Source organism: Mucilaginibacter sp. PAMC 26640, from assembly GCA_001596135.1.
Lineage (GTDB): Bacteria > Bacteroidota > Bacteroidia > Sphingobacteriales > Sphingobacteriaceae > Mucilaginibacter.
Window position 1 is genome coordinate 5,414,456 of sequence record CP014773.1, and the last position, 25,542, is coordinate 5,439,997.

The window sequence follows — 25,542 nt, forward strand, 5'->3', positions numbered from 1 at the left end:
AAATTTTACAATTTAAAAAGGTGCAACCAAAGGTTTAAGTAAAGCCGAGAGGTCAAACTTTTTGCTGAGTGCAAGAGTAATTACGGGTTTTGCACCCTTAATCAACAAGCCGCGCACTTCACCGCTAAATGTGAGCCCGAAAGTTGCTTCGGTAAGCCTATACTGTATCACATAAAACCAATTCCAGCTCTTAACTGGTATACCTGCATTTAATAGCTTATTATAGTAGGGTTCCACGCCTGGAAGCGGAAAATATTCGCCACCTCTTATCGGATTGGTAATGCTGAAACCTTGATTACTACGCCCGATAATGCCGTTAATATAAAGCGTGTAATTATCTTCTTTGAGATAAGAAGCCAGGCCGGCACCAAAGTAATGCGAACGCCCGTCATACTCAAAACTATTTTCTTTGAAAGGGTAAGTGTCTCGGGTATTAGCAGCAACAAATTGCGTTTGATTGCGGGCGGTTTTCGAATAATTAATAGTAGATGTTATACGCTGCCAAAGCATTTCAAAGTAAGTAGAAACTGATAAATGGAACCCGTCTTCTGACAACCTACCGTTTGTAAGCTGCAACTGTGGTGAAAGTAATAATCCAATTGACTTAACGCTGGTTGTTGCAATTACCCGACCAGTATCACTATATATCGGAAATCCGTTGTTAGTGGTGTCAAAACTTTGAGAGTTGCCATCCCGGTAGGTGAAGCCGCTGGCAAGCGACTGGCTTTGAGTGATGGATTGTGCCTCGTAAACACCGCCAATAAAACTTAAATTTTTCTTGTATTTGCCAATGCTTGCTACATCCTTCATGTGACCGAACACCCCAGCATAAAAATTATTGGTTTTAATCTTATCTAATAGGTCAAAGTTGGTACCCACTTCGGCCCAAAAAGACTTGTCAGGCACTATCACTTTAAGCCGCTGGCTGCCCCTGTTTATTTGGGATTGCCCCCTGATAAATAAGTCGATATTCTGCACTGTATTTAGCGTGTCTCCTGCTTTTAGGGTCTTTATGTGCAGCGGAACTGTTATTGTACCCTCGCTTCCTTTTCTCCATTCGTCAGCTGTTACGTTAACCGGGTTATCTACAATTTGAAACGTTTTCGCAATTGCCGAATCAGCAAATGCAAAGATCAGCTGACTGGAATCGGCATTGTACTTCCCATGAAATTTTAAGCGTACAGTAAAGGTATCAAGGGAGCTTACTAAAGTTGAATATCTGCGTTCGATATTTTTAATTTTGCCGGAAGCAATGATCTCTGCGCCTCCGTTTCTTACAAGAGCAGTTTTTTTACTGCTCACAATCTTACTTTCAAACGGTAAAAAACGGACATAGTGCCTGCCGCTAAACAATGGAGAAACCGGCGATACAACAAGTTCCTGCATTGTTTTAACAAGCTTTGTTTGCTCTAACGTGACCTCGATAGATTTAGTGACGGTGGTATCACCTCGTTTGCTCCAATCGGTGTTATTAATAATTATTTTATCCGCAGCCGGTATAAAATCGAGCCCCGCCAGTTCAACAATAGGGTTGAAAGCCAAGCTGACTTTTAGAAAGTCTTTATGATGCCCCCCATTCTTTTTAAGCAAAAACTTTAATTTAATAGTATATCGTTTAAGCGTATTCTGTTGGATAGTATCCAGTGAGATTTCGGTAAGTTCTTCTACCAAGGTAACCGAATCAGCGGGAACATACCTTAAACTGGTCTTCGTAAAGGAAGAGATTGTATTTGATGGCTTGACAATACCTCTTGAGAGGCAAATAAAAGGCAAAAAAAACAAAATGGCGGTGCCTGCTAAGGTAAAAGGCGATTTGTTGTGATTGTGTTTCATAGTATAAGTCTAAATGTCAATTAATTAAGTAAAATTAACATGCTCAGATGAACAGCATCAACCGTAAAAACACCCTTTTTAAGGTTTGTATTTTATAAAAATTCTTACTACATTTGCAGCCCCGTAATAGCGGGTATTTAATTAAAAATCAAAGTATAACAATGCAACAGTACGAAATCGTGATCGTTCTAACCCCGTTGTTGTCAACAGAAACAGCTGCTGAGGCTATCGCCAAATACAGCAAAGTTTTAACAGACAACGGAGCCGAAATTGTCCAGGAGGATAATTGGGGTTTGAGAAAACTTGCGTACCCTATTCAAAAGAAGACTACAGGGTACTATCACTTAACTGAATTCAAGGCTCCCGGTGAAGTAATTAACAAATTGGAAGTTGAGTTAAGGCGCGATGAGCGTGTGCTACGTTTCCTTACCATTGCGCTGGATAAACATGCAGTAGCATACAACGACAAAAAACGCAGCGGTGCTTTTAACAAGAAGCCTGCAGCTAAAGTGGAGGAAAGCAAATAATGGCAAACGACCAAATTAAATACGTTACCGCTCCCAAGGTGGAGGATAACCGTAAGAAATACTGCCGTTTTAAGAAAAACGGTATCAAGTATATCGACTACAAAGACGCTAACTTTTTATTAAAGTTTATTAATGATCAGGGTAAAGTATTACCACGCCGTTTAACCGGTACTTCATTAAAATTTCAGCGTAAAGTGGCACAGGCTGTTAAACGTGCCCGCCACATTGGTTTATTGCCTTACGTTACAGACTCATTAAAATAATCAGGAGGTTTACAAAATGGAAGTTATTTTAAAACAAGATGTAAAAAACCTGGGTGATAAAGACGATGTAGTAAACGTTAAACCAGGTTATGGCCGTAATTTCCTTATCCCTAAGGGTTATGCCATATTAGCCACAGTATCTGCACGTAAAGTATTGGCAGAAAACCTGAAACAGGCTCAATTTAAACAAGATAAAATTCGCAAGGATGCTGATGCTATTGCTGCACGTTTAGAAGGTGTTAAACTTACTATTGGCGCTAAAGCAGGCGAAAGCGGCAAGATCTTCGGTGCTATCAATACCATACAGGTAGCTGATGCATTAAAGAAAGAAGGTTTTGAAGTTGACCGTCGCCGCATCACTTTTGACCAGGAGCCTAAATTTGTAGGCGAATACGTTGCAAACGTAAACCTGCATAAAGAAGTAAAAGTTCAGGTACCTTTTGAAGTAGTAGCTGAATAATTTTAATTTCGGATATCGGATTTCCGATTTCGAATTTTAAATATCTAAAAGGTGTTTTGCATTTGCAGAACACCTTTTTTGTTTCCTAATTTTGCAGCACAATGGCCCCTAATTCCCGCTCTTCAAAAAAACCTGCTTCTCAATCGAAATCCCGTCATTCGAAATCTATTTTCGGCGGCGGCATATTTCGTCTTTTGTTCCGTATCGTCAAACTGGTGATTATCGCCTTTGTCGCACTCAGTGTTTTTGGGGTGCTGTTGTTCCGGTTTATAAACCCACCCTTCACCTGGCTAATGATCCAGCGCGGCTTTGAACAAAAAGCCAATGGCAAGGATTGGAAGATAGACAAAGAGTGGGTAGCTTTTAACGACATTGCAGACCCGATGAAACGCGCAGCCGTTGCTGCAGAAGATCAAACTTTTTTAGAGAACCATGGCTTCGACTTTAAAGCTATTCAGCGCGCCATCCAAAAAAACGCCAACAGTAAAAAACTAATTGGCGGCAGCACCATTACCCAGCAAACCGCTAAAAACGTTTTCCTGTGGCCAGGCCGGTCGTTTATCCGCAAAGGGTTTGAGGCGTGGTTCACCATGCTGATCGAAGCTTTCTGGAGCAAAAAGCGAATAATGGAGATCTATCTCAACGTTATAGAAATGGGTGATGGTATTTATGGTATCGAGGCAGCATCACAGGCATATTTTCATAAACCTGCCGCACAGTTAAATAACAGGCAGGCTGCAGCCATTGCAGTAATTTTCCCAAGTCCGCTAAAATGGTCTGCCACCAACCCAACCCGCTATTTAAAGCACCGCCAATATTTGATCAGGGCTAATATGCGCAGGCTGGGGCCGCTGGAGTTTTAGGCAAGATCCTTTTCTCGGTAAATGATATTTGTTTGCATTAAAACACTCACTCGAGTCCTAATAAACAGGCCCTTTGGCAAGATTGGTCAACCCTGGCAATTGAGCATTACAAAAAGCTTGTTTTACCTTATATTTTATTCCACCTGGGCAAACGTCCAAACATTTCGATGTGCTTTTCTAAGATTGTTCTTTCAACCGCATCCGGACAGTCATTCAACTTTTGATCATGAGTTACGTACCAATAAACGTCAAGCGCTTCAATATCTTCAATAAGCATTTGTGCCGGCCAGGAATTCTTCCTGGCAACTTTCCCAAATTGATGGCCATTAACAATTTGATCTTTCATTCCTCCAAGTCCTGCTTTTCTTAACGAAATATTTCCATCAGTGCCTTTTTTGCCTGATCGGCCAATATAAACCAATTCAATGCCGCCGTGCGCCAATGCATATATCAGGTAAACTCCGCCCTTGTCTGAAGGGGCATTGCATGCTATGGAAACGCTCTCGGTGGGACTGAAAAAAAAATGCCCGGTTGTTTTATATTTTACAAGTTCATCAAATATTTCATTTGCTATATACATTGCGCATCAAAATAGCTACTCATACGGACCATCTATTTTATTCCTTGTTCTAAATATCCAGCTAACGCGCGGATCCTGGCCGATACTACCCCTATTTGCTGCTCCGTTTCGGTCCAGTTGCGTTGCTCTATTGCTTCGCGAATGCCCGGCAGTGTTTTTACGCCATAGCCGGTATAAAAGCCCGGTGCATAAATGGTATGCTTGTACCATCCCCTGCGCGGTAATCCATCCGTTGATAACAATTGTTGCTCGGCATGGTAAAGCAGCCCGTTAAGTTTTTTATGGTCCCCGTCCTTTAACGTAGCTGAGGCCCAGTAAACGGAAAGCTTATCTGCCGATTTTTTGAGCGAATCCAGCGCAGTGGTCAAGGGTGCAAAATTTACCACCGGCACATCTGCTTTTGCTGCAGGTGCCATATATTTTACAGCAGGATCGGCAGCCAATGTATAGGCATTGCCTTTTACCATCTGGTTATCTACCTGTGTGGCCTCCCGCATATCGGTAACCAGTTTAGCCAGCTCGGTGGCATACCGTCCAATGGTTTCCTGCAGATTACGGAAATCGAATGGTAATACATCCGCATCTGCCATGCGCAAGGCGGCATGCCCGGCGGTTTTACTTAAAGCAACCCCGTATTCGAATGTGGGATCCTTGAAACGCTTGTAATCATCGTACGAATCATAAATTGAGTGATATTCGCCGCCACCATCTTCGCCTCCAAAGCCAAAATCGAGCGTAGGTATACCCAAATGCTGCAAAAAAGAGGAGAAATCCGAGCCGGAGCCCAGCGGCTCCAGTCGCTGCCCTTTACGGTCCAGGATCTCTTTTTTATCGCTTATTGATGAAGCACCAACTAATTGTGATGCCTTTTTACGCTCAAATACGCTCACCTTCGTTTGTGGATCAATAACTCCCTGGGTTATTTCGTCTGTAAAGGTCTCCAGGGCCTGCGAGCCGCCTGCGTTTAAAAACCCGCGACCGTTGCCATCTGAATTAATATAGACTACTGCTTTTTGCTGCAGCTCTTTCTCGTGCCCTTCGGCATATTCGGTAGAACCTATCAGGCCCGGCTCCTCACCATCCCAGGAGCAATAAACAATACTGCGTTTTGGTTTCCAACCTGTTTTTAACAAGGCACCTAATGCCCTGGCTTCTTCCAGCATAGCTGCCTGCCCGCTTATTGGGTCGTTTGCGCCATTTACCCACGCATCATGGTGATTACCCCGCATTACCCATTCGTCCGGGTATTCTGATCCTTTTATTTTTGCGACTACATTATAGGCAGGAACCATGCTCCAGTTAAATTCCAATTTTAAATGGGCGATGGCCTTGCTCCCTCCCAAATGATAAGTGATAGGCAAAGAACCGGCCCAGCCTGCCGGGACAACCGGCCCATCCATCCCAGCCAGCAAGGGCTGTGCATCGTGGTAGCTGATCGGTAACACCGGGATCTTCAATATGGTTGTGGCATCAGCCCGGTTCAACCGTTTGGCTTCTTTGGTTGCACCCACGCCCGGCGTAAGCGGATCGCCAGGGTAAAGCACCATATCCATTACAGAGCCACGCTGAACGCCGTATTCATTTTTGTACGCACCCATGGGATATACATCACCGGCTGAATAGCCGTCATCTGCCGGATCTGAGTAAATAATACAGCCGATAGCGCCATGCTCATAGGCAACTTTGGGTTTGATGCCGCGCCAGGAATGGCCGTATTTGGCAATCACGATTTTCCCTTTAACATCTATACCCAGCGTTGCCAGTTTTTCATAGTCGGCCGGTAAGCCGTAATTTACAAACACCAGTGCACCGGTTACGTCTCCATCCGCACTCCAGGCATTGTAAGTGGGCAATTGGTTGGCCTGCCCGGAGGTGCCGTCTGCTGCCAGCACAGGTTCTTTTAACAGCGCAGTATATTTATTGGGAGCGGTGAGTTCCAGCACCCGTGTTTTTGGCGTAGGGAAAAGCACAGTATAGGTTTCCAGCCGGGCATCCAGCTCATAGCTTTTGTACATGGCCAGGATCTTATCGGCTACTGCCTTGCTCCCCGGCGAACCCAGGCTATGCGGAAAAGCAGAAAGATCTTTAATGGTTTGGCCAATGTGAGCAGCGCTTAAAGAGGCATCAAAGGCTGCTTCGTTTTGCATTTGTTTAGCTGCTGCATCAGGGCTAAAACCAGTTATCGTTTTTTGCTGACCGAAAGCAACACTTGTACTTAAAAGAAGAATGGCTAGAGATTTTTTCATGCAATATGTTGAGATAGGTGAAGATATAGAATTTGAATGAACAATGCAGGCCTGAAGCAGCTTGATTTTTAGCGCATTCGGAAACTATCGTTCAAAAGATAAGCATAGAAGGTGTTTCATCGAAAGTGATTCACAATATTTATGGCGAAAATTCAACTACTATAATGCATTGAAAAACAATGATTTGCACAAATAAGTTTCTGGATGGGTGTTTCACCTAAAAATGCAACCAATTGGTAATCAAACAGAAAGGTGATTCACCCGATTCAGATTCGCGGAATGAAACACCTGTATAGTGATGCAAAAAATTTTAAGTTTTAATGATTAGTCCCGGTGTAGGTTTATACTTTACTAAAGATAAAGAATAATCAATTGTCGATTGCTTGTCGCGATGGAACTATTTATATTTCCAATGCCTGGTTTTGCCCTCGCTGATCCATTGCAACCCTTCCGCCAGCCGTTTTTGGCGTGTGGCATCGCTCTTGGCATCTTCAAACCAGGCAATGTATTCTTTTTTTTGCGAGGCACTAAAGTTTTCGAAATGACCCGAAGCATCAGCGTTTTTATCCAGCAGATCTTTTAAATAGGAAGGAACTTCCTGCGCAGCGCTCATGGTGGGCATTTTTTTTGCTGCCGGTTTAGGAAGGGCTTTAGCAGCAGGTCCTCTCAGGGCCATCGCCTGCCGGATATACCAGATCAGGATATCGTCTTCGGGCAAATCGCTTAAGGATTCAATTCTGCCCAGGCTCCCTGCGGATTCGCCACCCTCCAGATGAAGGATACCGTGCGGATCGGGCAAGGTTTCTGCCTTCCAGAAACCAAATCCAAGATGTTGTTTAAATGCCATCATATGACAAAGTATGCCGTTATACTCAAAAAAAGGCGAACTCCATTTCATAGTTTCCTTAATCTCCGGCGAGGCTTTATGCACAAGTTCGCGCAGATGAATCAAGATGGGTTTGGCAAAATCGGCCGCCTTCGCAATGTAGGCATCTATCCGTTGATCGTACTGTTCCATTATGCAATATAAATACAAAAATGAAATATTGGCCCCCTAGCCGCGCAATAAATTCTTCAGATCGGGATGCGATTGCGAAGCCAGGAATTCAGTAATTTCAAACTCGGCCAGTTGGTGTTTATGGAAAGGATCTTCAGCAATGATCTTTTCTAAGATCTCCTTATCGTCTGCCTGGGCAATGATTATCCCGCCGGTACGCGGCACCTTTCTGCCACTCATGATGAAAACATCGGCCCTGTAATATTTATTGAGATACTTTACATGTGCCGCCATGTGCTCGTCGAGTTCCTCCAGCGGAACAATATAGGTGAGGTTGATGATAAACATTTTAGAACAGATTGGTAATTAATTTAACAGCGACTAACCCTATTGGTTTGTGCTTCCTAAAGCTTTGGGTCACTTTAAAAAACAAAAGGACCTGCATAGCTTTTCGCCATGCAGGTCCTCTATATTCAGCATCATGATTGGCTTACACCAATTGCATAAGTGCTTCTTTAGTAAAACCTTTTAATTCATCTGTACGGTGCTCACGAATTTTCTGTACCCAGTATGGGTCGGCAAGTAACGGGCGCCCTACTGCCACCAGGTCAAAATCACCGCGATCCATCCTGCGCAATAATTCGTCGAGTGAACTCGGCTGTGAACTTGCACCGCCAAAAGCAGCCAAAAATTCTCCGTCGAGGCCTACCGAACCAACCGTGATTGTTGCCTTGCCGGTAACTTTTTTGGCCCATCCGGCGAAGTTCAGGTCTGATCCTTCAAACTCCGGCTCCCAGAAACGGCGCTGCGAATTATGGAAAATATCCACACCTGCATCAGCCATCGGGATCAACCACTCTTCCAGTTCCTTCGGCGTTTTGGCCATTTGCAAATTATAGTCAGCAGGCTTCCATTGTGATAAGCGAATGATCACTGCAAAATCTTCTCCTACCTGTTTCCTTACTTCTTTTATCACCTCTATTGCAAAGCGGCTGCGTTCGGCCAATGTTTTGCCACCATAACTATCGGTGCGCAGGTTGGTGCCTTCCCAAAAGAACTGGTCTATCAGGTACCCATGTGCGCCGTGGATCTCCACGCAATCAAAACCCAGTTTTTTAGCATCAGCAGCGGCGCGGCCAAAAGCGGCGATGGTATCAGCAATGTCGGCATCAGTCATCGTGTTACCATTATTTGAGCCCGGTTTGTTTAAGCCAGAGGGCCCTTCAAAGGGCTGCGATGGCAACCAGCCTGATTGGTGATTATCCATAATGCCCATATGCCAGATCTGCGGACCCATGGCACCGCCCGCGGCGTGTACGCCATCCACTACATTCTGCCAGCCGTTGAGGGCTTCAGTACCGTAAAAATGCGGGATACTTGCATCATTGGATGATGATACCCGTTCTATAACTGTACCCTCAGAAAGGATCAGTCCAACTTCTCCTTCGGCGCGCTTGCGATAATATGCAGCCACGTCTGGAGTTGGTACCCCATTTGGAGAGAACGACCTTGTCATGGGAGCCATAACGATGCGGTTTTGGATATTTAAAGATTTCAGGCTAAACGGCCTGAATAAGGTGTCTGTAGTACTCATGATATATATTTAATACGTAATATTTGATTTATAATTCGGATCCAATCAGCTCACTCAGGGCAGCAAAGGCTTCTTCATTTCTTTTATAGTAGGTCCACTGCCCTATACGGGTAGCGCTAACCAATCCGGCCCGTTGCAGCAGCGACAAGTATTCGGAAACGGTAGACTGGGTAAGCGAGGCTTTTTCCTGAATTTTGCCTACGCACACACCGGCCCCGCATGCCGCAGTATGTCCCGGAAAATTAATTTCCGGCTGTTTTAGCCATTGCAGAATCTGCAAGCGGGTGTTGTTTGAGAGTGCCTTAAATATGGCGAGCTGATCCATGGCACAAAGATATATCGGGTTTTCCCGATATCTAAATAAAAGAAAATAGATGACTCATGGCTGATAATGACACGGAGTAGCGTCTTGCCTATTAGAAAGTTTTAGAACAGCTTTTATTTGAGAGCTACTCCACCACCAAGTCCCGGAATAACTGGATATGCCAGCTATCTTTAAACGGTACTTCCCATTTGGTTTGCAAATCTGACAGGTTTTGCGCCATGTTGTTAAATACAATGGTGCTGGTACCGATCTTACCTTCTTTGAGTAGTTCTTCAAATTGGTGGCGCGGTACGGAAACGATTTCTTCACCATCACGATAAGCCAGGTTAAATCTGTCGAATAAATTAATTCCAAATTGCGGCTCCAATTGCTTCATAAAATTGACTGATTTATCAATAGTGCAACCGCTGGCTCCGGCCTGGCTTTCATCCACAAACAAAATTAAAAACCGATTGTACCTGATCTCGGCCTTTGCTTTCAACTGGTTATTGTGGGCCGTCCACCCGGTAGTAAAATTGTCTAGCTGCACCTGTATTTGCAGGGTTTCGGCATCGGTTAATTTACGGTCGGATTGGTAGATCCAAACCCGGGTGTGTGAAGAAAATTCCATATGCAAATTTATTCAATTTATTAAATTAGAAGTATTGATTGTTGTCATCCCAGCATCAATTCTACCTGTTGTGAAAAAAGTAAATATTGTAATACTCATTTTGGCGATGACGCCACTTTTATACAGCTTTAGAGCTTTGATGGGCGAGCAGGAGTGGCTAAACTGGGGCAATAAATTCCTGAACGATGCCTATGACCCCTCAGGAGATATTAAAATTAAAAAGTGGGAGATTACGCTTACGCAAGATCATTTTATCCGCCTCCGCAAAACTTATCAACAGGGTAAACAGGAATATTTTTCCTTTAATTTAAAGCGCTTTGCAGAGATAAATTACTTACCGGGAAGTGCCGCCAACGATACGCTCCAGGTAAAAACACAGGCTGATGATATCATCATGCAAACCTACAGTGATCCGCAGGGAGACCTTGATTCTATGGCAACAATGATTAGCATTCCGGTGAAGAAAATTAGCCCAGCTCGGTTAGATAGCCTGCAACAGGCGTTGCGTTATTTAAAGGCGGGGACAATGTAATAAGGCCAAAGCGGGAGTTAATCGCTGTACCAAAATCCTTCTACTTGCTTCCCAAAGGAAGAAACGGCGCATGCCCCACACCCATTCTAAATCTACGCTATATCACAACCCGTTCGCCCTTGCGGTAATCTCTGCGATATCCAGCACTTTTATTTCCGTTTCTTTTTCCATATGCTTTACGCCATCGGTCAACATCGTCATGCAAAATGGGCATCCGGATGCGATAACATCAGCTTTTGCTTCCATTACATCCAGCATCCGTTCGTCATTGATGTCTTTTTTACCAGGCTCGGGTTCTTTAAACATTTGGGCGCCGCCTGCACCACAGCAAAGGCCGTTGCTTTTGCAGCGTTTCATTTCTACCAGTTCCGTATCTAATATTTCTAACGCAGCGCGTGGCGCTTCATAAACGCCATTGCCACGGCCTAAATAGCAAGGATCATGAAAAGTGATCCTGCGCCCTTTGAAGCTTTCGCCACCCTCCGCCTTGAGTTTGCCTTCATTAATCAAACCCTGGATCAGCTGCGTGTGGTGGATCACTTCATAATTTCCGCCTAGTCCCGGATACTCATTCCTGATCGTATTGAAACAATGCGGGCAGCCGGTCACTATTTTTTTGATCTCGTAAGCATTCATCACTTCGATATTGGTCATGGCCTGCATCTGGAATAAGAATTCATTACCGGCGCGTTTTGCAGGATCGCCGGTGCAGCCTTCTTCTGTGCCTAAAACGGCGTAGCTGATGCCAACATGCTGCAATATCTTGCAGATATCGCGGGTGATCTTCTGCGCCCGCTCATCAAAGCTGCCGGCACATCCTACCCAAAACAATATCTCGGGCTGCCTGCCTTCCGCAGCCATTTCGGCCATGGTTGGAACTTTAAGCATATCAGGCTTTGACATTCCCTGTTCGGATTTATACTGGCTGCTCTCCATTTTGACAATCTTTATTCTTCTTCGCTTATTTGGCTAATGAACTCATCGATGCTGCTGTAATTGGCAAACTTGATGGCCGAATTAATCTCTTTAAGCCGGTTCAGAATAGCTACTACCAGTTCCAGCGCATCAACTTCTTTACCCAGCATATTGGCATCCCAGTTAATGCCCGCTAAAGTATCGTTTTCAGACAGATCCATACACCAGTCTTCCAGGAACATGCCAAGCGGCACCTCGGTTGGCGAAAAACTCTTCCAATCGTCGCGGGCGCAGATCTTGGCATAGGCCCTGTCCGACCAGAAAGGAATTACCCCTACTTCGTCATCTTCCGCAGATTCGGTATTCGCCCAGCCTGTTTTGTTCTTTAAACCCCAAACCAATTTAGTGGCGGCTACCCGTTCAACAAACTGGTTATATTTACTTTCTATAATATCTGTGACCTCTAACATGCTCTTTTAAATTAATCCTTCTCCGCCCAATTGAGCCTGTCGGCCTGGCTGTATTTCCACGGCGCGCCATTATTTTCCATATTGCCGAACATATTGTTTAGGCTGGCCGGTGCCTGCGACTCCTCCATTACCACGTACCGGCGCATTTCAGTAATAATTTCCAGCGGATTAATGTTTACCGGGCAAGCCTCCACGCAGGCGTTACAGGTAGTACAGGCCCATAATTCCTCTCTGGTAATGTAGTTATCCAGTAATGTTTTGTCATCGGTATAATCTTTTCCGTGCTTATCAATGTTGTCGCCCACTTCGGTTAACCTGTCGCGGGTATCCATCATAATTTTACGCGGCGATAAAAGCTTACCGGTGATGTTAGCCGGGCAAACCGAGGTACACCTGCCACATTCGGTGCAGGTATAGGCCTCCATCAGGTTTTTCCAGGTAAGGTCGGTTACATCTTTCACCCCAAAACGGTTTACTTCCGCAGGCTCCGGTACAAAAGAAGGATCCAGCATGGCTTTCACCTCGTTGGTTACAGATGCCATATTAGTGAACTTACCTTTTTCCTGAAGGTTTGAATAATAAACATTCGGGAAGGCCAGCATAATGTGAAAATGCTTGGAATACGGCAAATAGTTTAAAAATGCCAGGATACCGATGATGTGAAACCACCAGCAAACCCGCTCTATGGTTTCCAATATAGCAGCACCTTGCGGCAGCAAAGGTGCAATGAACGCACTTACCGGGAACTTCCCTGCCGAAACGTAATGCCCGAAGTGTAAAGCTTGTAGTTTGTAATCGGCAGCATTCATGGTGAGGAATGCCGTCATCAGCAATACCTCGATAATAAGGATATAATTGGCATCAGATTTTGGCCAGGCAGTCATCTCCGCGCCGCCAAATCTTTTTAACTTGAGGATGTTTCGCCGTGCAAGAAAAACCACGCAGGATAATAGCACCAATAAAGCCAGCACCTCAAAACCGCCTATCAGCAAGCCGTACAAGCTGCCAAGTGGTTTTGCAAATACACGGTGCGAGCCAAAAATTCCATCAATCATAATCTCCAGCACTTCCAGATTGATAATGATAAACCCTGCGTAAATGAAAAAGTGCATTACTGCGGCAACCGGGCGTTTAACCATTTTGGTTTGGCCGAGGGCCACTTTGGCCATAACTTTCCAGCGTGCGGCGGGGTTGTTGCTGCGGTCGGTATCTTTACCCAGCAATATATTCCGCCGTACTTTAGCCACGTTTTTACCGAACAGGTAAACAGCAGCTGCTAAGATGATGATGAAGATAACCTGGCCTATCATTATGCGTGCATAGTAATTTAAAAGCTAAAGTATAGAAATGTTTCAATGTTGGAAAGGTAAGTTTTGTTTTAAGATGCAAATGATGATTGCCGGCAAATTTTTCTAAAAAAAAATCTCCTTGTAAATTACTGAAAACCAAAGCCCGAGCCTTCTAAAAGGACGAGAGACCTACCCTGTGAGCAACAAAAATGAAAAAAAACTTTACAGGAATAAAAAAAACGCTACATTTGCAAACCTTAAACGGAGCGGTATCATAGCTCAGTCGGTAGAGCAAAGGACTGAAAATCCTTGTGTCGCTGGTTCGATCCCAGCTGATACCACACTTAATCTAGCCTCTTAGGAATACTAAGAGGCTTTTTTATGCCTTAAAACTGCTTTTGGAGCCTATAAATGCAGATTTTATATAATTTGTTATTTATGATTCGGTAGACATACAATTGGTCCTACCCTATTCAAATTTACCAATCTTTAGGTGAATCCGATGCTTTTGGCGCAGTTTTGGCGCAGTTTTTCATGTTTCCATATTGATTTTGATTAAAGTGAATGAATGATTATGATGCCCATACAGGTGCAAGGTTTGATCTAAGTGCAAGGAGGAATGGAATAAATGATGGGTAGTGTGTGGGCATGTGTTTATGCCGGAAATTCCTTGCCATGTGTCAAACCTAACGCCTAACTTTGCTGAATAATCATTCCTCACTCTTCCCTTTCCTATTCAAGAATTTCCATTTTCCAAAATGTTCATTCAAACTACCTTATATAGGAAGATTACAAGAAATGTATATTTTTTGGAAATTTTGTAATAGCTAGATCTATATGTCGACTAACACCCTATTATGTTTAACTAAAGCTGCAAAAACTCATTTTATCCTTAAAACAGGCAATAAGCTGTCTTTTGCCTTATTTGTTGCAAAACCTATGTTTTGGCGCAATAACGTGCAAACTCATGCTTTTGTAGACAAGTTCCAAAAAGTTGATATAATTCTGCTTTATATAGGAAATTACAATAATTTAAAAATTCTTGGATAACAGTTGAATGATCGGTTGGGTACATTTAAACCCAATTTATTACAAGTTGACACGTCAAAATTGAATCTTTAATGCATCAACTTCCAACTAGTTCCATCTGAGAACGAAACTTCTATTGGCCAAGCTAATTTCAGCTTCTTAGCATCCCGGCTTAGTACGTTCCAGGTGGAACCTTCACTTCTTCCTGGTCGCAAAGGATCATCTGTAAAACCTCCTCCAAAGCCAGCTGCATAGGTGCTTCCTAAATCTGCAGGTTCATTAAACGCATTGGTGCCGTACCATTGAAACTTAATGCCACTAACGGTTTTCTTAGATATGTTTTTATATTTCAAAAAGACTGAACGATAATTTGAGTATTCTTCCTTGACGATCTTAGCTTGAAGAACCTTTACCGGGGCACTATGCAAACCTACGGTGTCGAAGGCAGCTTTTGCGATATTCTGATTAACCATTTTTTTAATGTGCTCATCCGCACTCTCGCCATACATTTTGCGCGAAAAGCTATCTCGTTCCATTGCCTTGTCAATTTCTGTCTTCGGTTTATCCTGTTGTTGACAGCCAGAAAGGATTAAGTAAATTGAAGCAATCAGAAAAAGTTTAAAGGTTTTCATTGTGATAACTTGATTAGGTGTGTAAGGCCTAAAGTTATATAACATTTAAGAGAATATCCATTTTCCACTTTTTTTTAATAAATGTACCTTATAGGGATATTACAAAGATTTAAGATTTTTTGGAAATGATATTTTAGTGTATGTGGTATGGTTTGTTGGATTATGAGTAGGTGGTTTTCTAATTTAATGTATTAAACGGTACAGAATTAAAAACCTAATTATTTGCGATTGTTGACTATATTTCTAACGTATCAATAAGTGTAATTTTGCTACATAAGTCCATTCTGACACTTTCTTTTCAATCCACGATTTTGGAAATATCATACTTTTATATGGAGCAGAAAGCTTGAACTACTTAATTAAAAGCATAGTCAATTTATAAACATTGAAATTCTTCAGTTTATATAGATTTTATAAACTATAAATCGATAGATATACATTTAAAAGTAAATTACACATTTAGGTAATAGCTTTTTAATCCTCTCTTTCTCTAAATAGTTAAGACGATTTCTTTCAATATGAAGCTCTTCAAGATGTTTAAGATTTGTTATAGTGGATGGAAGAGCCATTAACTTATTATTACCTAATTCCAGGTAAAGAAGCTCTTCAAGCATACCAATTTCTTTTGGTAGCTCACTGAGTTTATTGTTATTCATAATTAAGATGCGAAGATTCTTAAGCCTTCCTATTTTAGAAGTAACTTGACTCAGCTCATTCGAGCTTAATGAAATTTCTTGAAGTTGTACTAAGTTAGTTAATACATCAGGAAACTTTTCAAAGCGGTTTCCTAACAAGTTTACCGAAAGTGCATTGTGTAGCGTGCTAAACCCAATTGGCAAGTAAGTTATATCTTGACTGGCAACATCGACACTTAATACTTTGCCTGATTGTTTGATAGCAGAATCAATATTATTGTACTCAGGAAGACTTCTGAATTTTCTAATATAATCCCAATAGTACCTCATTCCGTTTATCAAGCTAAGCGAAAAGTCGAAGCTCTTGTTGCTTTTTGTTGATGTCCATCGCCCAGCTGCTTCGGCGCGGTTCTCTGAAACTTTACCTTTAAACGATCCTGTGACTTCTTCCTTCGCATCTCGTTCATAGAGTATGAATGTATTGTCTTTGTACATCTTGCCTTTGAGTTGCAGGCTACCCTGTTCAGGTTTGTACCAGTAAGAACCAACTACCGTAGAATCGAGAAGAACTAGGAAGTTAAGCTTTACAGGAACTTTTTTCGATGGAGCGATTTGTATGTAGCCTTCATAGATATAGGTTGGACGAAAGCTTTTATCTTGAGCATAGAGATTAATCGCAAGCAGATAAAAGACAAAGGTAATAAAGGCGGGTTTCATATGATCTAAAGTAAATAACTTTTTTCTTGATGCAGTGAGGGTTTAATGATTCTTTACTTTTATAGAGGTACTCAAATTTTTTAATTAAATTCACTTCCAAAAGTAAGCAGCCACATCAGCAATTTTTATCATGGAAGCTCTTGTTAATTAAGGATATTTAGCAACTATCAAATCCTGTGTAGCTTTGTGATTTGCCTCTTCGTCTTCACCAGACCATAAAACATCATTTACCGCATATGTTAATATTTCTGCAATGATCTTTTCTATTTCATAACCATACTCTTCAGTTAAGAGTTCTAAAGTATCAACAACACTTACACAATTTATTATAGCTTCATTTATAGTATACACCCAATAAGATGAGAAACATAATCTACCTAGTACTCTTTTATTTAATTGTATCATGCGCGAGTAGTCAGGGTATAACAACGATACAATACAAAAGTAAACACATTGGCGAATTTGATCCGAGAAGTATCACTATGGTTTTACCGAAAGGCTTCAAACTTATAACTTTAATCGGCGGCCATAATGAATTAGAAAATCAATATGTTTATTCAGACTCTTCATATATCTATATATCTGACTTTGGGGGCAGTACTTTAAACGATAAAAACATACGATCCTTAGGTGATAGTATTGCAAACAAACGCTTTGAGGGCACAGAATTAAAGGCTAAAATTGCGAAACAACTAGGTAGACAATACGAGCCGGAGACTATGATCCTTCAAGGTAGAATGGCCAATGGCTTGTACTGGAAAGACATCAGAATTCTTAATCTCAGTATAGGATATGTAAGTGTGTCGGAAATAAAAAAGAGTGAGTTTGAGAAGGCTTTAGCTTCTTTTAGAAATAAATAAACAGATATAAACGACTTGAGCCTAGCGATGTGCCAGGAGTTGTTAATTTTAAGATACCTAGGATATATAGTTAGACCCTTTGACAACTAAACCTGACAATACATTTGTAAATAAGGTGATTAAAAAAGAAGCAGAGTGAATGTAGTAAATTATATTAATATGAAAATAAAAACAGATCGAAAAACGATATTTATCGCATCTTTTTTGGCAGTTCTTATATGTGATTTTACTATAGCTGCTAATATAAACATTGAAACGAATTTTGTTCCTGATAAGAAAACTGCTATTAAAATTGCCGAGGCAGTTTGGTTACCAATCTATGAAAAAAATATATTTAAAGAACTTGATGCACATCACTTTGATGCAGCAAGACCAGGAAAGCAGGCAGATCAGTTGATAGACACTATAGTAAAGTGGCTTAAAAAGCAAGGCGTAAAACATTAGTATATGAGAACTATGCTATATTATATAACCTTTGTTATAGCATATTCGGCTTTAGCAGCAACAACAGCTATGTTTTTTTTAACATGGGGTGCAAAAAGGAGTTTTCTTGAAAAGATTTATGTGTTTTTTATAGGTACACCTTTTAATTGGAGTAATTCTTTGTGGTATCTACCGCTTAATGGAGTAGTTTGGGCTACCGTTTTTTATCTAGTAAGAATTGGCTTACGTAGGTGGCCTTCAATGTTAAAGAGTTAAAAATATGATGAATTATAGGTAACAACAAAGCCCGGTATCTCGCCTAGCTTTGCTCTTTATCGAGCGTAAATTGGGTTATTTGTAAAATTTGTTATTAGGTATTCTAAACTGATGTTTTAAAAGGTACAGAAGCACTTAACAGGTTATGCATTCACTGAGTGAATTGCCTAAGTACCCTATAATACATTAGTCATAAATTCTACTAATACCTGCCTACAGATTAGTATCTTCATCATTTAAGTAGCATTAATACCTTTACAATAAGAAGGAATTGTAGAAAGAAACAGGCCAGTACGATTATGGCGTTAGATTCAATGACCCGGTGATTGCAAGGTGGACGAGTGTAGATATTGATAAAACTAAACCACATAACATTATTACCTCTAATTAAGATGGAGTTAGAAAAGGAGATATTACTAAACAAATTTGCGCAGGGATTAATTGACATTAGCTTAATATTAGAGCATTTTGATAAGCTTGACTTGGGTAATAAGCGATTGTTTCTAAATGAATTATCTTTTTTAATTATGCAATCAAAACCGGTTGTAACAGATACAGAAATCGCAATTAAAGATAGTTTGTTGAAAACTTCATTTACACCATGTGTTCTTTTGTGTAAAGGCCCAATATCCACGAGCATTCAAAAGATAATCGGTTTACCTGAACCTGAATTAGGCAAAGCTGTAAACTTATTATTAAACCTGTTTAAGGTTGCATATGTCAGGCGATTTAAGGCAGAAAAGGATAATTCTTCTAAATGGTGGTTTTGGGACTTGTCGAATGAACAAAACATCAAAGCAATCAAGGAATGATCTAATTATTATTAAACTAAAAAAATCCACTAAACTGTGGCTTCTGTTATTTAATGTGCGTAAGACTTACCAGTTTACATACCTGATAATGGCAGTAGACATAAATAGGAATGGTTTGAACGATAGACTTGAGAGTAGTTTTTGATTAAGGTAGCTGTAAGGTCTTCCAATCTGATGTTTTATACGGCAAAGAAGCACTTAAAAGGTTATGCATTTAGTGAGTGACTTGCCTAAGTACCTTGTAATAAACAAGCAGAGCCTTATTCAACGTGTAAGTTGGAATGGAAAATTTAAAATATTGTAGTTCATTCACAAGTTGTGTTGCCTTCATCTTTCAATATATCAGTCTTTGTTAAATGAATAGATATCTCCGTATTTTCCTTTACACTTACGAAAGAGTAAACTCTTTGCCTATTTTATTTACTCTTAAAACTTTATCCGATTCGAATCCTAGACTTGTGCAAATTGGCTATTAGCGGTAAAAATTAAAAAGACAGAAAGACGTTTAATGTTAACCATATCACTTCAGCTTATTAGATTTAGCTCGAAACCGGTCGTATATTCGGTAATTTATGTAAATTGGAACCACATTCATGTAACCTTACCATACTCAATGAAAGTGCTAATCTACATCTTAATATTATTCTTCGGCATTACAATTATTGCGTGTAATAAACCAATCCCAAAGGTGAAGTTGTCAGATGTTCAAAACCATTCGATTGATACACTTAGCATTGTTAAGGATGTTTCTCTTATTTCTCTGATTGGAAATGCCCAAAGTTTTTACAAGCAGAAGGTTAGAGTCATTGGCTATTTACATCTAGAATTTGAAGGCAACTGTCTGTATTTAGACAAAGGCGATTACGAACACAGTATCGAAAAGAATGCACTTTGGGTTGATGTCAATAACAAGATATTTAAGCATAATTTCAGTAACCATTATGTCCTTATCGAAGGGGTGTTCGATGGCAACAGGAAAGGTCATATGAGTATGAATAGCGGGTCTCTATCTAACATATCCCGTATAGAACTATGGCAGCCTAGTATAAGAAGACCTTAAATTATAAAATATACTATTATTTGCTTTAGAGCATTGTCAAATCAATTTAAACTTTATGTTCTGAAAAGATACTATTCGCAAGTTCTCATAATAAACAGCTTAAACCTTAAAATTTTAGCATCCCGGATAATAGCATTCGTAGAAGAACTTAAAATTTCGTTATCGATAGATTTGAGTCAAGTTTTGATTGAATTGGCTGTAAGGTATTCTAACCTGATGCTTTATAAGGTACAGAAGTTCATTGCCAAAGTAATCATTCAGTGAATTAAGTATCTAAGTACCTTTTAATAAATTAGTTTGAAATTCTATTAATATCAGCGTACAGATTATTAACTTCATATCATTAAAGTAGCAATAATACCTTCACAGTAGCAGGGGAATACAGGAAGGAATGATTAGTATGATTAGAGCGCACGGTTCTATGACCCCTCATCTTAAGATCGAAAAGCATTGATCCTCAGGCTGAAAATGATAGAAAGTGGTTGCCATAAAATCATGCAAGTGATGACCTTATTATTGGTTATGGTCGTGAAGAACATACGGACAAGCCGTTAATAAAAGACAGACAAATGTATCATACGTAGATCAGGAACAGCAACATATAGGAAGTGGACTATGCTCGGCTTAGCCGACCTTACTTCAAAAATGTTTGTTGTAATTGTCATCATTTGCATTGCACAAATAGAAAAGTGTCAATGGAGAATTACCCCTTCATTAAATGTATTTTAAGGCTTAATAGTGTATGAAAAAGGCGTTATTATTATTAATAATATTATTATTCGCAGCGATTGTCTGGAGAGTAGAGTATAGATCCTTCTATTACTTGAAAAATGGAAAGTGTGTTACAGTTTGGAAAGCATATGATGGTCTTTGTTACATTATTCCCCGTAAATATAACGGAGTGTTGAAGCCGTCGGCTGAAAGCTATTTAGTAACACCTTACACAAAAGGTCTCGACATTATTTGGCAAGAAAATTCTAATAATATTATTGCAAACTTAGAAGATGAAAAAAATCAAATCATACATAATTGTCCAAGTGGTATTCAGATTGCCAATTATAATTTGAATAAAAGATACAATGACAGTTTGTACCTTTATTTTGATGGTGAATATTATCGTTATAAAAAAAACGTCGATTATCTTACTCTTAATATCAAAGAAGAATATGCCTATGATAAGAAAGGTAAAAGGCAAGATTAACCCTCGCTAACCCCAAGACTAGGGTTTCGGCGACATGTTGGATCATCATAACAAAGAAGATCCAGATCAAATACGAGAAAATGATGGAAAGAATGGTTAAATTACAAAAAAAGAGCTGAATGGTAGAGTAAAAGTCGCTGAAAATGCTATCTAATCCCAGTTACAAAATGCTTTACAACAAAGAGCGGAATATCTCAAAAAACAGGAAGAAGAAAAGAAAAAGAAGTAATGAACTACTTATACAGGCTTTTATGAAAAGAGTAACGACATATTTAACTGCGATTTTGATTAATTGTGTAGTTATTTACGCTACACGTTATTTGGTTTTTAAAAAAGAGCTAAAAGACATTAAATTAATGTCTTATGTTTACAAGCACCCAATCATTCAAGTAAGAGAGGAGGTTGTTAGAATGTTTTCTGATGAACGGTATCATGCACTTGATATGACTCAAGGATATAACCCCTCAGAAAGCAACTTGCTGAAAATATCGCAATCCGACAATCAAAACTATTTCTTTATTAACTGGTACGCTTGGGATTCAGTAGGAGAATCAGAACTATATTACAATTGGTGGGGGAAATTAAAGTACATTCCAAAGTACCATATCGTTTTAGACTCGATATCTAATGATCAGACAAAGATCGAAATCCAAAGCTTTCCAAAAGTAGAAGCTGGTACAGAGTTTTCTCTAAATCATGGCTTGCCTTATGTTACGTCTCGCAAAGTCGAAGTGAAGCCTACCACTATCGAGGAATATGAAATTATCAAAAGGATTGGCAAGGCATTAGGCGAGAAAATGCCCGAGTAAAATGTATGTTGCAAAACTCCCGCTCGGCCAAGCCTCCGTGCTTTCCGAGCTAACGAAATGTTGTTAATAGAACGAAACCTGGCCATATGCCTGGCATTGATATTTAATGTGCGTCAGCCTTACGAATTTTTATCATCTCTGGTAATAGGAATGGTTTGAACGATAGACTCCGGTTTGGTTTTTGATTAAAATAGTTATTGGGTATTCTAACCTAATGTTTTAAAAGTTATAGAAGCACTTAACAGGTTATCCATTCACTGAGTGAATTGCCTTAGTACCTTGTAATAAATTAGTCATAAATTCAATTATACCTGCGTACAGATCAGTATCTTCATCATTTAAGTAGCATCAATAACTTTACAACAAGAAGGTTTATAGGATTAAACAGGCCAGTACGATTATGGTGCAAGGTTCTATGATCCGGTAATTCCCCCGTTGGACAAGTGTTAACCCTTTGGCGGAGAAGTTTAGACGCATGAGTTCCTATGTTTATGGCGGTAATAACCCTATTCGGTTTATAGACCCTGATGGAATGGCTTTTATGGATCCTGGTGATAGGTTTAAAACGGTCTTGCGCTAACGTATTAGTATTCATTTCTTTATCTAGGTCATGGCTAATATACAGCATTTACAAGTTAAGACGCTTACGGCCGTTTACAATCTAACAATTACTTGTAGCCTATTACATCCTTCCTTATCTCTTTACGCCACTTCTTGCCAAATTGTTTATCAAGGTGGGTAAAGATTGCCTTGTTGTACTCCTTTATATACTTTTCCTCAGGTGAGTTGCAAGCAAAGTCGTAATAGCTCACTTTATACTTCTTCTCAAACACCTCCTGGCCTTCATAGTGAACGGACGCAATACCTCCAACGAGTAAGAGCTTAGCTTTACTTTGCTCAATATCTTGCTGAGCTTGTTTAGCGCTAACCTCATTCCACATGAATGACTCGCTTGGCTTATTACCCAACTCGTCTTGAGCATATCCAGTAAGTGAAATAGCAACAAGGACACAGATGTACAATAAAGAAGATGTACTGAATTTATAAATCAAGGCCATTCTGTTCATAGTTTACTTACTGCAATGTAGCAATCTTTCGCTATCTTCATAGCTTCAGGCAATCGAATTCTATGAATCTAAATTTAATAAGCTTAATAGCTTTCGTAATGTTATTTATACTATTGCTTGTTGTCTTTGTAGCCTTTGTTTATTTAACAGGCAGCCTAAACAAGAGAAAGTATCTTAAGGATATTAAGAGCACATTCCAGAGGCTTGGCTATACGATAATCAAAATTGAGAAGGCTACTGGCGTTGAAGAAACAGCACAAGAAGATCCCTCAATTGCTTTCGTTATAAGTTATGGAGGAAGCGCTACGCATACCTTTTATAAGAACGTTGTCTATCTTAATAAGTTTAATCAACAGAAGAACTGTACTGTTGCAATCAAGAAGTTTCTATTTATAATTGTGTCTATCAAATATAAGTTTGAGCATTGACTATCCTAGCAGATCTTTATCTTCATAGTATGAAGTGCATCCTTATCCTTGTCTTTATAGCCTTGTTGACTTGTAAAGCATCAGCGCAACAAACGCACCCGCCATTGGACTCGATTTTAGGTCTAAAAATGGCGAACCCTGAAGAGCCTCATTTGCCCACTAGCGAGGTTTCAACGCACATGGGTAAGGATGTCTACATATATGATATTGTATGGGGGCATAAGGCGTTAAATGACACACTATCAATTTTATACATTGGCGGATTGTTCCCTAAACATCACATAATAGTTATGCTCCAAGGCAAGCAAGTGGTAAAGCACTTGCAGTTGGTAAGAGAGGGATTGCCTATGCACTTTGGAGGCATTGTTACTACATATGAGGGGAAGCCTGCAATTATCATTACCAACTCCTTTCAATTTTGTACCCGCATACAGATATAATATATCATTTATCCTAAAGCAAGTATGTATCCATACCCTTTAACAAGCAATGTAGCATCGTTCCTTATCTTGATTACATGAAGAACCTCGTTATTGGAGCCTTTGTAGCTTTGTTGACTTGTAAAGCGCTAGCGCAAGTATATAAAGTAGTTGATGCAAGAAAGAGTAATATTCCCACAGGCAAATGGATTTCAGTTGAGGACTCTGTGTTTGGCTATAAGGCTACATCTGATGCAATGATGGTTTTCTTGGGTGGGGCATATCCGAATCAGCGCTTAACAGTCATCTTGAAAGAAGACGCGATGGCTTCTCCTGAGTTCTTTCATAAGAAGGTTGTTGTAGTTAGTGGCATTGTTAAAAAACGAGATGGTCAGGCTAAGATGATGTTAACAGATAAACAATTTCTATGGGTCAAACGATCTGATACATCAAGAGCTCATAGGGGGCGAGGGGAAATCTATGATGTTTTCCCAGGTAGGCCACCAATAACAGCAAGAGAAGCAATGAAGCTAGTTGGAAGGACGGTTCTTATTCGTGATACAGTGTATTACTATAAAGCTATCAGTTCTTCATTAGGGTTGCTTTACATTGGCAGCAAAGTAAGAAATAACGCTTTAATGATTGTGCTTAAGAACATGTATCCAACAACCAATCTTGGAAGTTTGCTTGGGATAAACTTTGACTTCTACGGTAAAGTCATTCTCTATAAACGAAGGCCCGCTATTATACTTCCCGACTGGGGATATAAATATTCATTGTAATGCAACATTTACCCTCAAGCAGGTATGACCCTTTAACTTCTAAATTTGCACTGGTTACTTAGAATGATGCTGATAGAACTTCAATGTCTTAATCGCTGCTATAAGCTGCTGCTGTTGTAAGAAGGTAAGGTTAGAGGTGGACATTTGAAACTTAACCTTACAGCATCCTTGCATCCAAAGGCTATCAATGTAAACACCTGTAGTACCTCTTGTTGTTACTTTCGGTGTTATAAGTTTAGCCTTGTGGCCATCAATATATATCCATGCTACTTTATTTCGTCTTACACTTTCTAATGTCGTGCTGTCAGCCTTGCCAATAAGTAGCCTTTCCTTGCGCTTTTTTGACCTTCGGAACTTGTAAACTTTCCCATCTTCCACCTGGTAATAGTCTCCGAACTCGTCTTCGTTAAGATTGTTTGAGTACCAACCTAAATCAAATCCAACAAATTCATCCTTGCCTATTTGAATGTATCCAAAGAAGGAATCTTCAGTCTCTACTTCTAACCTTACCCACTGCTTGGGTACTCGTATACTGAATTGAGGATATTGAATTAGTTTCGTAGCTCTGCTGACCTGAGCAAATGCCAAACTTGAAGTAAATAGAATAGTAAGTAAGGTATAGACGTATCGATAGGTTCGTGACATGGTGTTAAGTAGATTGGGTAAAGCTAAGTAAACTTGTTTAAAAGGTAAACCTCTAAAAGAGAGTGCCCTGAACACCATTGATAGATTTTGAAGCTTGTGTAGGCTCAAACGGCTTGTCAAACTTAGACCTTGCCTGTTCACTTACTGGTTTAAGCCATATGTAACTTTGTTCAGGCTCTGTAAACTCAACTTAGTAAGGCATGTTGTAACCGTTAACTAATATAGTTTGGATCTTATAACCAC

The 25,542-nt window shown here is 40.2% G+C and carries 33 protein-coding genes and 1 tRNA gene; 17 read left to right on the forward strand and 17 right to left on the reverse strand.

What is annotated here, in order from left to right:
- Positions 1–12 precede the first annotated feature (12 nt).
- Complete coding sequence (locus A0256_23540; GenBank protein AMR34211.1) at positions 13–1,833, reverse strand: hypothetical protein; 1,821 nt, start codon at positions 1,831–1,833, stop codon at positions 13–15.
- Positions 1,834–1,994: 161 nt separating this feature from the next.
- Between A0256_23540 and A0256_23545 the strand changes: the two genes are divergently transcribed.
- The 4 genes from A0256_23545 to A0256_23560 all read left to right on the forward strand — a co-directional run bounded on the left by A0256_23545 (position 1,995) and on the right by A0256_23560 (position 3,946).
- A complete protein-coding gene (locus tag A0256_23545) occupies positions 1,995–2,360 on the forward strand; it encodes a 30S ribosomal protein S6 (protein ID AMR34212.1) in 366 nt (121 codons plus the stop codon).
- On the forward strand, positions 2,360–2,623 hold the full coding sequence (locus A0256_23550; GenBank protein ID AMR34213.1) for a 30S ribosomal protein S18: 264 nt from the start codon (positions 2,360–2,362) through the stop codon (positions 2,621–2,623). Before A0256_23545 ends, A0256_23550 begins: the two co-directional genes overlap by 1 nt.
- A 16-nt stretch (positions 2,624–2,639) precedes the next feature.
- Positions 2,640–3,083: a 50S ribosomal protein L9 gene (locus A0256_23555; protein ID AMR34214.1), complete on the forward strand. Its 444-nt coding sequence runs from the start codon at positions 2,640–2,642 to the stop codon at positions 3,081–3,083.
- Between the two features lie 167 nt (positions 3,084–3,250).
- Complete coding sequence (locus A0256_23560) at positions 3,251–3,946, forward strand: monofunctional biosynthetic peptidoglycan transglycosylase (GenBank protein ID AMR34660.1); 696 nt, start codon at positions 3,251–3,253, stop codon at positions 3,944–3,946.
- Between the two features lie 127 nt (positions 3,947–4,073).
- Here the strand turns inward: A0256_23560 and A0256_23565 are convergent, their stop codons facing one another.
- From A0256_23565 to A0256_23595, 7 genes are all read right to left on the reverse strand, one after another.
- Positions 4,074–4,526 (reverse strand): hypothetical protein, encoded by a 453-nt coding sequence (locus A0256_23565; protein AMR34215.1) that lies wholly within the window; start codon positions 4,524–4,526, stop codon positions 4,074–4,076.
- Positions 4,527–4,558: 32 nt separating this feature from the next.
- Complete coding sequence (locus tag A0256_23570; protein ID AMR34216.1) at positions 4,559–6,772, reverse strand: folate hydrolase; 2,214 nt, start codon at positions 6,770–6,772, stop codon at positions 4,559–4,561.
- A gap of 397 nt (positions 6,773–7,169) precedes the next feature.
- Positions 7,170–7,790, reverse strand: a complete 621-nt coding sequence (locus A0256_23575) for a hypothetical protein (protein AMR34217.1) — start codon at positions 7,788–7,790, stop codon at positions 7,170–7,172.
- Between the two features lie 36 nt (positions 7,791–7,826).
- A complete protein-coding gene (locus A0256_23580; protein ID AMR34218.1) occupies positions 7,827–8,117 on the reverse strand; it encodes a GTP cyclohydrolase in 291 nt (96 codons plus the stop codon).
- Positions 8,118–8,259: 142 nt separating this feature from the next.
- Complete coding sequence (locus A0256_23585) at positions 8,260–9,363, reverse strand: 12-oxophytodienoate reductase (protein AMR34219.1); 1,104 nt, start codon at positions 9,361–9,363, stop codon at positions 8,260–8,262.
- 28 nt (positions 9,364–9,391) lie between these two features.
- Positions 9,392–9,688, reverse strand: a complete 297-nt coding sequence (locus A0256_23590; protein ID AMR34220.1) for a transcriptional regulator — start codon at positions 9,686–9,688, stop codon at positions 9,392–9,394.
- A gap of 124 nt (positions 9,689–9,812) precedes the next feature.
- On the reverse strand, positions 9,813–10,298 hold the full coding sequence (locus A0256_23595) for an ABC transporter ATPase (GenBank protein ID AMR34221.1): 486 nt from the start codon (positions 10,296–10,298) through the stop codon (positions 9,813–9,815).
- Between the two features lie 139 nt (positions 10,299–10,437).
- On the opposite strand from A0256_23595, the gene A0256_23600 reads away from it, so the two are divergent.
- Positions 10,438–10,830 (forward strand): hypothetical protein, encoded by a 393-nt coding sequence (locus A0256_23600; protein AMR34222.1) that lies wholly within the window; start codon positions 10,438–10,440, stop codon positions 10,828–10,830.
- A 102-nt stretch (positions 10,831–10,932) separates the two neighbouring features.
- On the opposite strand, the gene A0256_23605 is transcribed toward A0256_23600, so the two are convergent.
- From A0256_23605 to A0256_23615, 3 genes are read right to left on the reverse strand one after another with little or no spacing between them, the layout of a single operon-like run.
- Complete coding sequence (locus A0256_23605; protein AMR34661.1) at positions 10,933–11,733, reverse strand: CoB--CoM heterodisulfide reductase; 801 nt, start codon at positions 11,731–11,733, stop codon at positions 10,933–10,935.
- Positions 11,734–11,777: 44 nt separating this feature from the next.
- Positions 11,778–12,215, reverse strand: a complete 438-nt coding sequence (locus A0256_23610) for a hypothetical protein (protein AMR34223.1) — start codon at positions 12,213–12,215, stop codon at positions 11,778–11,780.
- Between the two features lie 11 nt (positions 12,216–12,226).
- Positions 12,227–13,525 carry a Fe-S oxidoreductase gene (locus A0256_23615; GenBank protein ID AMR34224.1) on the reverse strand — a complete coding sequence of 433 codons (1,299 nt, stop codon included), beginning with the start codon at positions 13,523–13,525 and terminating at the stop codon, positions 12,227–12,229.
- A gap of 247 nt (positions 13,526–13,772) precedes the next feature.
- Between A0256_23615 and A0256_23620 the strand changes: the two genes are divergently transcribed.
- Both A0256_23620 and A0256_23625 read left to right on the forward strand, forming a co-directional pair.
- Positions 13,773–13,845, forward strand: a tRNA-Phe gene (locus A0256_23620).
- Positions 13,846–14,341: 496 nt separating this feature from the next.
- Entirely contained in the window at positions 14,342–14,554 is a 213-nt protein-coding gene (locus A0256_23625; protein ID AMR34225.1) for a hypothetical protein, read from the forward strand.
- Positions 14,555–14,622: 68 nt separating this feature from the next.
- Here the strand turns inward: A0256_23625 and A0256_23630 are convergent, their stop codons facing one another.
- The 3 genes from A0256_23630 to A0256_23640 form a co-directional block, all read right to left on the reverse strand.
- Entirely contained in the window at positions 14,623–15,210 is a 588-nt protein-coding gene (locus A0256_23630) for a hypothetical protein (protein AMR34226.1), read from the reverse strand.
- A gap of 395 nt (positions 15,211–15,605) precedes the next feature.
- Complete coding sequence (locus A0256_23635) at positions 15,606–16,517, reverse strand: hypothetical protein (protein ID AMR34227.1); 912 nt, start codon at positions 16,515–16,517, stop codon at positions 15,606–15,608.
- A 147-nt stretch (positions 16,518–16,664) separates the two neighbouring features.
- A complete protein-coding gene (locus A0256_23640) occupies positions 16,665–16,922 on the reverse strand; it encodes a hypothetical protein (GenBank protein ID AMR34228.1) in 258 nt (85 codons plus the stop codon).
- A gap of 77 nt (positions 16,923–16,999) precedes the next feature.
- Here A0256_23640 and A0256_23645 point away from each other — a divergent pair, with 77 nt between their 5' ends.
- The 7 genes from A0256_23645 to A0256_23675 all read left to right on the forward strand — a co-directional run bounded on the left by A0256_23645 (position 17,000) and on the right by A0256_23675 (position 21,958).
- Positions 17,000–17,377 (forward strand): hypothetical protein, encoded by a 378-nt coding sequence (locus A0256_23645; protein AMR34229.1) that lies wholly within the window; start codon positions 17,000–17,002, stop codon positions 17,375–17,377.
- 135 nt (positions 17,378–17,512) lie between these two features.
- Positions 17,513–17,821, forward strand: a complete 309-nt coding sequence (locus A0256_23650) for a hypothetical protein (GenBank protein AMR34230.1) — start codon at positions 17,513–17,515, stop codon at positions 17,819–17,821.
- 647 nt (positions 17,822–18,468) lie between these two features.
- Complete coding sequence (locus A0256_23655) at positions 18,469–18,888, forward strand: hypothetical protein (protein AMR34231.1); 420 nt, start codon at positions 18,469–18,471, stop codon at positions 18,886–18,888.
- Positions 18,889–19,501: 613 nt separating this feature from the next.
- Entirely contained in the window at positions 19,502–19,948 is a 447-nt protein-coding gene (locus A0256_23660; protein ID AMR34232.1) for a hypothetical protein, read from the forward strand.
- Between the two features lie 33 nt (positions 19,949–19,981).
- A complete protein-coding gene (locus A0256_23665; protein ID AMR34233.1) occupies positions 19,982–20,212 on the forward strand; it encodes a hypothetical protein in 231 nt (76 codons plus the stop codon).
- Positions 20,213–20,690: 478 nt separating this feature from the next.
- On the forward strand, positions 20,691–21,149 hold the full coding sequence (locus A0256_23670; protein AMR34234.1) for a hypothetical protein: 459 nt from the start codon (positions 20,691–20,693) through the stop codon (positions 21,147–21,149).
- Positions 21,150–21,316: 167 nt separating this feature from the next.
- Entirely contained in the window at positions 21,317–21,958 is a 642-nt protein-coding gene (locus A0256_23675; protein ID AMR34235.1) for a hypothetical protein, read from the forward strand.
- Between the two features lie 334 nt (positions 21,959–22,292).
- On the opposite strand, the gene A0256_23680 is transcribed toward A0256_23675, so the two are convergent.
- A complete protein-coding gene (locus tag A0256_23680; protein ID AMR34236.1) occupies positions 22,293–22,586 on the reverse strand; it encodes a hypothetical protein in 294 nt (97 codons plus the stop codon).
- A gap of 40 nt (positions 22,587–22,626) precedes the next feature.
- Entirely contained in the window at positions 22,627–23,025 is a 399-nt protein-coding gene (locus A0256_23685) for a hypothetical protein (GenBank protein AMR34237.1), read from the reverse strand.
- Positions 23,026–23,087: 62 nt separating this feature from the next.
- On the opposite strand from A0256_23685, the gene A0256_23690 reads away from it, so the two are divergent.
- The 3 genes from A0256_23690 (at position 23,088) to A0256_23700 (ending at position 24,654) form a co-directional block, all read left to right on the forward strand.
- Positions 23,088–23,453, forward strand: coding sequence for a hypothetical protein (locus A0256_23690; GenBank protein ID AMR34238.1), 366 nt, complete (start codon positions 23,088–23,090; stop codon positions 23,451–23,453).
- On the forward strand, positions 23,450–23,893 hold the full coding sequence (locus tag A0256_23695) for a hypothetical protein (protein AMR34239.1): 444 nt from the start codon (positions 23,450–23,452) through the stop codon (positions 23,891–23,893). Before A0256_23690 ends, A0256_23695 begins: the two co-directional genes overlap by 4 nt.
- Positions 23,894–23,970: 77 nt before the next feature.
- Positions 23,971–24,654: a hypothetical protein gene (locus tag A0256_23700; protein ID AMR34240.1), complete on the forward strand. Its 684-nt coding sequence runs from the start codon at positions 23,971–23,973 to the stop codon at positions 24,652–24,654.
- Between the two features lie 54 nt (positions 24,655–24,708).
- Here the strand turns inward: A0256_23700 and A0256_23705 are convergent, their stop codons facing one another.
- The gene (locus tag A0256_23705) at positions 24,709–25,377 is read right to left on the reverse strand and encodes a hypothetical protein (protein ID AMR34241.1); all 669 of its coding nucleotides are present in this window, start codon (positions 25,375–25,377) and stop codon (positions 24,709–24,711) included.
- Positions 25,378–25,542 lie beyond the last annotated feature (165 nt).

Coding starts and splice junctions, on each gene's coding strand:
- A0256_23575 (AMR34217.1), bottom strand. CDS start 7,790: ATGGAACAGTACGATCAACGGATAGATGCCTACATTGCGAAGGCGGCC.
- A0256_23640 (AMR34228.1), bottom strand. CDS start 16,922: ATGATACAATTAAATAAAAGAGTACTAGGTAGATTATGTTTCTCATCT.
- A0256_23595 (AMR34221.1), bottom strand. CDS start 10,298: ATGGAATTTTCTTCACACACCCGGGTTTGGATCTACCAATCCGACCGT.
- A0256_23600 (AMR34222.1), top strand. CDS start 10,438: ATGGGCGAGCAGGAGTGGCTAAACTGGGGCAATAAATTCCTGAACGAT.
- A0256_23585 (AMR34219.1), bottom strand. CDS start 9,363: ATGAGTACTACAGACACCTTATTCAGGCCGTTTAGCCTGAAATCTTTA.
- A0256_23700 (AMR34240.1), top strand. CDS start 23,971: ATGAAGAACCTCGTTATTGGAGCCTTTGTAGCTTTGTTGACTTGTAAA.
- A0256_23540 (AMR34211.1), bottom strand. CDS start 1,833: ATGAAACACAATCACAACAAATCGCCTTTTACCTTAGCAGGCACCGCC.
- A0256_23590 (AMR34220.1), bottom strand. CDS start 9,688: ATGGATCAGCTCGCCATATTTAAGGCACTCTCAAACAACACCCGCTTG.
- A0256_23655 (AMR34231.1), top strand. CDS start 18,469: ATGGAGTTAGAAAAGGAGATATTACTAAACAAATTTGCGCAGGGATTA.
- A0256_23635 (AMR34227.1), bottom strand. CDS start 16,517: ATGAAACCCGCCTTTATTACCTTTGTCTTTTATCTGCTTGCGATTAAT.
- A0256_23550 (AMR34213.1), top strand. CDS start 2,360: ATGGCAAACGACCAAATTAAATACGTTACCGCTCCCAAGGTGGAGGAT.
- A0256_23660 (AMR34232.1), top strand. CDS start 19,502: ATGAAAGTGCTAATCTACATCTTAATATTATTCTTCGGCATTACAATT.
- A0256_23605 (AMR34661.1), bottom strand. CDS start 11,733: ATGTCAAAGCCTGATATGCTTAAAGTTCCAACCATGGCCGAAATGGCT.
- A0256_23615 (AMR34224.1), bottom strand. CDS start 13,525: ATGATAGGCCAGGTTATCTTCATCATCATCTTAGCAGCTGCTGTTTAC.
- A0256_23630 (AMR34226.1), bottom strand. CDS start 15,210: ATGTTATATAACTTTAGGCCTTACACACCTAATCAAGTTATCACAATG.
- A0256_23680 (AMR34236.1), bottom strand. CDS start 22,586: ATGCTGTATATTAGCCATGACCTAGATAAAGAAATGAATACTAATACG.
- A0256_23545 (AMR34212.1), top strand. CDS start 1,995: ATGCAACAGTACGAAATCGTGATCGTTCTAACCCCGTTGTTGTCAACA.
- A0256_23690 (AMR34238.1), top strand. CDS start 23,088: ATGAATCTAAATTTAATAAGCTTAATAGCTTTCGTAATGTTATTTATA.
- A0256_23580 (AMR34218.1), bottom strand. CDS start 8,117: ATGTTTATCATCAACCTCACCTATATTGTTCCGCTGGAGGAACTCGAC.
- A0256_23675 (AMR34235.1), top strand. CDS start 21,317: ATGCTTTACAACAAAGAGCGGAATATCTCAAAAAACAGGAAGAAGAAA.
- A0256_23670 (AMR34234.1), top strand. CDS start 20,691: ATGAAAAAGGCGTTATTATTATTAATAATATTATTATTCGCAGCGATT.
- A0256_23570 (AMR34216.1), bottom strand. CDS start 6,772: ATGAAAAAATCTCTAGCCATTCTTCTTTTAAGTACAAGTGTTGCTTTC.
- A0256_23705 (AMR34241.1), bottom strand. CDS start 25,377: ATGGTGTTCAGGGCACTCTCTTTTAGAGGTTTACCTTTTAAACAAGTT.
- A0256_23625 (AMR34225.1), top strand. CDS start 14,342: ATGTCGACTAACACCCTATTATGTTTAACTAAAGCTGCAAAAACTCAT.
- A0256_23565 (AMR34215.1), bottom strand. CDS start 4,526: ATGTATATAGCAAATGAAATATTTGATGAACTTGTAAAATATAAAACA.
- A0256_23555 (AMR34214.1), top strand. CDS start 2,640: ATGGAAGTTATTTTAAAACAAGATGTAAAAAACCTGGGTGATAAAGAC.
- A0256_23610 (AMR34223.1), bottom strand. CDS start 12,215: ATGTTAGAGGTCACAGATATTATAGAAAGTAAATATAACCAGTTTGTT.
- A0256_23685 (AMR34237.1), bottom strand. CDS start 23,025: ATGAACAGAATGGCCTTGATTTATAAATTCAGTACATCTTCTTTATTG.
- A0256_23645 (AMR34229.1), top strand. CDS start 17,000: ATGGTTTTACCGAAAGGCTTCAAACTTATAACTTTAATCGGCGGCCAT.